This window comes from Arthrobacter agilis (assembly GCF_002953615.1).
Lineage (GTDB): Bacteria > Actinomycetota > Actinomycetes > Actinomycetales > Micrococcaceae > Arthrobacter_D > Arthrobacter_D agilis_B.
Genome location: NZ_CP024915.1, coordinates 1,122,105 through 1,126,912, shown reverse-complemented (window position 1 = coordinate 1,126,912; position 4,808 = coordinate 1,122,105). Strand labels below are relative to the sequence as shown.

The following is a 4,808-nucleotide window of genomic DNA, read 5'->3' as shown; positions in this document are numbered from 1 at the left end:
GGGTGTCGCCGGCCTTGTACGCGAGGTAGTTGCGGAACCGCCGGTAGATGACGTCGTACATGGAGGCGGTGTCGTCCCGGGCGGCGTCGCCCGTGATGGAGAACTTGCGGTACTCGGACTTCCGGGGCAGACCGTCCTCGACGACGACCATCGAGGCCACCACGTTGGTTCCCTGCACGTGCGAGATGTCGAAGCACTCGATGCGCATCAGCGGCTGGGGCAGGTCGAGGGCCTCCTGCAGTTCCTGCAGGGCGGCCGACCGGGTGGTGATGTCGCCGGCCCTGCGGCTCTTGTGGAGGCGCAGGGCGTCCGCGGCGTTCTGCTCCACGGTGCCCATGAGAGTGGCCTTGTCACCGCGCTGCGGGACCCGGACGTCGACCCGCGCGCCCCGGAGGCCGCGGAGCCATTCGAGCATCTGGTCGGAGTTGCTCGGCAGGACCGGGACGAGGACCTCTCGGGGGATCTGCTCGTTGCTGCTGTTGCCCTCGCCGTACACCTGCTGCAGCAGGTGCTCCACGAGGTCGGGTGTCTCCATGTCCTCGACCTTCTCGACGACCCAACCGCGCTGGCCGCGGATGCGGCCTCCCCGGACGTGGAAGACCTGGGCGGCGGCCTCCAGTTCGTCCTCCTTCAGCGCGAAGATGTCGGCGTCGGTGTCCTCGCTGAGGACCACCGTGTTGCGTTCGAACACACGGCGCAGGGCTGCGATGTCGTCGCGCAGGCGGGCAGCGGACTCGTAGTCGAGCTCGGCGACGGCCTCCGCCATCTTCTTCTCGAGTCCGGAGATGAACTTCTTCGCCTCGCCGGACATGAAGTCGCAGAAGTCCTCCGCGAGGGCCCTGTGGTCCTCGGGGGTGATCCGGCCCACGCACGGCGCCGAGCACTTGTCGATGTAGCCGAGCAGGCACGGCCTGCCGGTCCGTTCGGCGCGCTTGAAGACGCCGGCGCTGCAGGTCCGGACGGGGAAGACCCGGATCATGGTGTCGACCGTCTCGCGGATGGCCTTCGCCGGGTAGAAGGGGCCGAAGTAGCGGGTGTCCTTCTTCTTGTCCCCCCGCAGGACCTGCACGCGCGGGTACTTCTCCCCCATGGTGACGGCCAGGTACGGGTACGACTTGTCGTCCCGGAACATGACGTTGAACCGCGGGTCGAACTCCTTGATCCACGTGTACTCGAGCTGGAGCGCCTCGAGCTCGCTGCCGACGACGGTCCATTCGACGCTCGCGGCGGTGAAGACCATGGTGCGGGTCTTCGCGAGCAGCCCCTGGGGGTTGGCGAAGTAGGAGTTCAGCCGCGACCTGAGGTTCTTGGCCTTGCCCACGTAGATGACCCGGCCGTGCTCGTCGCGGAAGCGGTACACACCGGGATCGAGCGGTATCTCGCCTGTCTTGGGCCGGTATGTCACTGGGTTCGCCACGCCATTCATCCTAGGGCTGGACGGTGACATGCCCCGACCCCGGAGCGTCCTTTCCGCTGACCGCTGACGGGCGGGCCTAGTCGGTCGCGGGGCTCTGGTTGTAGTGCGGGACGCGCTCCTGGCCGGTGAGGGCGGCGATGCTGTCCATGATCGTGTCCGTCGCGCTGCGGCGTGCGGGCAGGGGGTGTCCGGGTCCGGTCTTCGCGAACACCAGGGGCTCGCCGATCCGCAGGGTGAAGTGCTGCGGGCGGACGCCCTTCTTCCCTGCCGGCTGCAGGGCGTCGGTGCCGAGGAGCCCGACCGGCACCACGGGCGCACCGGTGGTGAGCGCGAGCCAGCCGACGCCCGTCCTCCCCCGGTAGAGCCGGCCGTCGCGTGAGCGCGTGCCCTCGGGATAGATGCCGACACCGTCGCCCTGCTCCAGCAGGTCGAGGAGCGTCCGGAGCGCCTGCACGCTGGCGGCCTGCTGCCCGCGCTCCACGGGGATGGAGCCGACGCCCTCGAAGAACGACTTCATCAGGACGCCCTTCACGCCCGAGCCGGTGAAGTACTCCGCCTTGGCGAAGAACGCGACCGGTCGTGGCATCAGCGCCTGGACCAGCACGCTGTCGAGGAAGGACAGGTGGTTGGGCGCGACGATGAAAGGGCCGTCCTTCGGCACGTTGCCGAGTCCCTCGACGGTGGGCCGGCACAGCGTGCTGATCAGGCCGCGGGTCGTGCTGCGCGTCAGGTCATAGACCCCCACGGAGTACCTCCAGCAGGTCGTCGGCGGTGTGCACGACCGCGGCAGCTCCCGCGTCCTCCAGTTCGCCGGGTGCGGCGAAGCCCCACCCGACGCCGATGCAGGCGATCCCGTTGGCGGCCGCGCCCTCGACGTCGTGCCGGCGGTCGCCGACCATCACCGGCCGGAGGGCGTCGGACGCGTGTCGTTCGAGCGCCGCCCGGATGATCGGGGCCTTGCCGCCGACGGTCGCGGCCTCGTCGCGCGGGGATCCGTGGACGGAGGCGAAGAGATGCCGCAGGCCCTGCGCTTCGAGCAGTTCCTCGGCGAGCCACTCGGGCTTCTGGGTCGCCACGGCGACCACCGCTCCCGCGTCGGTCAGCGCCTCGACGCACCGTGCGATCCCCGGGTAGGGGCGGCTGCGTGCCATGCCGGTCGCGACGTAGCCCGCGCGGTAGGTCGCCATGACCTCCTGGACCCGGGACGCCGGGACCCCTGCGAGGGCGGTGAGGGAGTGGGCGAGCGGCGGCCCGACCATGGCCTGGAGGGCGTCGTCGTCGGGCTCGGGGAACCCGTGGCTCACCAGGGCCGAGCTGATGCCTCCGGTGATGGCCCCTGCCGGGTCGACGAGGGTGCCGTCGAGGTCGAAGAGTATCAGCGAATGCATATTTGCCACCCGGCAAGCTTGCCATAGCACCGGGAGGGCATGCATCATGCATGCCCTCCCGGGTATATCAGGCGTGCGGCAGGGCCCTATCCGACCTTGTCGAAGATCTCCTTCAGGAACGTCCCCGTGTAGCTCCGCTCATTGGTCGCCACCTGCTCCGGCGTGCCCGTGGCGATGATCTGACCGCCGCCCGAGCCGCCGTCCGGGCCGAGGTCGATCACCCAGTCGGCGCTCTTGATGACGTCGAGGTTGTGCTCGATGGTGATGACCGTGTTGCCCTTGTCCACCAGGCCCTGCAGGACCAGCAGGAGCTTGCGGATGTCCTCGAAGTGCAGGCCCGTCGTCGGCTCGTCCAGGACGTAGATGCTGCGGCCGTTGGACCGCTTCTGCAGTTCGCTCGCGAGCTTCACGCGCTGCGCCTCGCCGCCGGACAGCGTGGTGGCCGGCTGGCCGAGGCGGACGTAGCCCAGTCCGACCTCCACGAGGGTGTTGAGGTGCCGTGCGATGGGGCTGAAGGCCGCGAAGAACTCGGCCCCCTCCTCGATGGGCATGTCGAGCACGTCCGCGATGGTCTTGCCCTTGTAGTGCACCTCGAGCGTCTCGCGGTTGTACCGGGCCCCGTGGCAGACCTCGCACGGGACGTAGACGTCCGGCAGGAAGTTCATCTCGATCTTCAGTGTGCCGTCACCGGAGCAAGCCTCGCAGCGGCCGCCCTTGACGTTGAACGAGAACCTGCCCGGCAGGTATCCGCGGACCTTCGCCTCCGTGGTCTCCGCGAAGAGCTTCCGGATGTTGTCGAACACGCCGGTGTACGTCGCCGGGTTCGAGCGCGGAGTGCGGCCGATGGGGCTCTGGTCGACGTGGATGACCTTGTCCAGGTGCTCCAGCCCGTCGATCCGCTTGTGCCGCCCGGCCACCTGCTTGGCGCCGTTCAGCTTGTTCGCCAGCACCTTGTAGAGGATGTCGTTGACGAGCGTGGACTTGCCGGATCCGCTCACACCGGTGACGGCGGTGAGCACGCCGAGCGGGATCGTCGCGTCGACGTTCGTGAGATTGTGCTCGCGAGCGCCGACAACCTTCAGCTGGCGGGAACGGTCGATCTTCCGGCGCTTCTTCGGGATCTCGATCCTGCGCCGTCCCGAGAGGTAGTCGCCGGTCAGGGACTTCTCGTTGGTGAGCAGGTCCTCGAGCAGGCCCGAGTGGACCACTTCGCCGCCGTGCTCGCCGGCACCCGGTCCGATGTCGACGATCCAGTCGGCCTCGGCGATGGTGTCCTCGTCGTGCTCGACGACGATGAGCGTGTTGCCGAGGTTGCGCAGCCGGGTGAGGGTCTCGATGAGGCGGCGGTTGTCCCGCTGGTGCAGGCCGATCGACGGCTCGTCGAGCACGTAGAGGACGCCGACGAGACCGGACCCGATCTGGGTGGCGAGGCGGATGCGCTGGGCCTCGCCGCCGGAGAGGGTGCCCGAGGCGCGTTCGAGGTTGAGGTATTCGAGACCGACGTCGAGGAGGAACGTCAGGCGCGCCTGGATCTCCTTGAGCACCTGGTTGGCGATCTGGGCCTCGCGGCCGGTCAGCACGAGGTTGTCGAGGAACTCGGCGCAGTCGCGCATCGGCATGGCCGAGACCTCGGCGATGGAGCGCCCGTTGATCAGCACGGACAGCGACGCCGGGTTCAGACGTGCCCCGCCGCAGGTGGGGCACGGGATCTCCCGCATGTACTCCTCGTAGCGGTCCCGCGCGTTGTCGGACTCCGTCTCCGCGTGCTTGCGCTGGATGTACTGGATGGCGCCCTCGAAGCCCGTGCTGTACTTGCGCTCCCGCCCGAAGCGGTTCTTGTACTGCACCACGACCTTGTGGTCCTTGCCGTACAGGGCGGCCTCGCGGGCACGGTCCGGGAGCTTGCGCCACGGCGTGGTGATGTCGAACGTCAGCTCGGACGCGAGCCCTTCGAGCAGGCGGGTCCAGTACTCGAGCGTCGCGGTACCGAGCGACCACGGCGC

At 68.8% G+C, this 4,808-nt stretch carries 4 protein-coding genes; all 4 read right to left on the bottom strand.

What is annotated here, in order from left to right:
• Window positions 1-1,417, bottom strand: a 1,417-nt coding sequence (gene uvrC / locus CVO76_RS05360; protein WP_208741080.1) for an excinuclease ABC subunit UvrC, incomplete at its 3' end; no start/stop codon positions are given.
• A gap of 76 nt (window positions 1,418-1,493) precedes the next feature.
• Window positions 1,494-2,162, bottom strand: a complete 669-nt coding sequence (locus CVO76_RS05355; protein ID WP_208741078.1) for a lysophospholipid acyltransferase family protein — start codon at window positions 2,160-2,162, stop codon at window positions 1,494-1,496.
• Window positions 2,149-2,805 (bottom strand): HAD hydrolase-like protein, encoded by a 657-nt coding sequence (locus CVO76_RS05350; protein ID WP_244186300.1) that lies wholly within the window; start codon window positions 2,803-2,805, stop codon window positions 2,149-2,151. The genes CVO76_RS05355 and CVO76_RS05350 overlap by 14 nt, the downstream gene beginning before the upstream one ends.
• Window positions 2,806-2,891: 86 nt before the next feature.
• Window positions 2,892-4,808, bottom strand: a 1,917-nt coding sequence (gene uvrA, locus CVO76_RS17260) for an excinuclease ABC subunit UvrA (protein ID WP_244186218.1), incomplete at its 5' end; no start/stop codon positions are given.

Bases quoted from the DNA above. Each gene is read 5' to 3' on its own strand.
- CVO76_RS05350 (WP_244186300.1), bottom strand. From the start codon at position 2,805: ATGCATTCGCTGATACTCTTCGACCTCGACGGCACCCTCGTCGACCCG.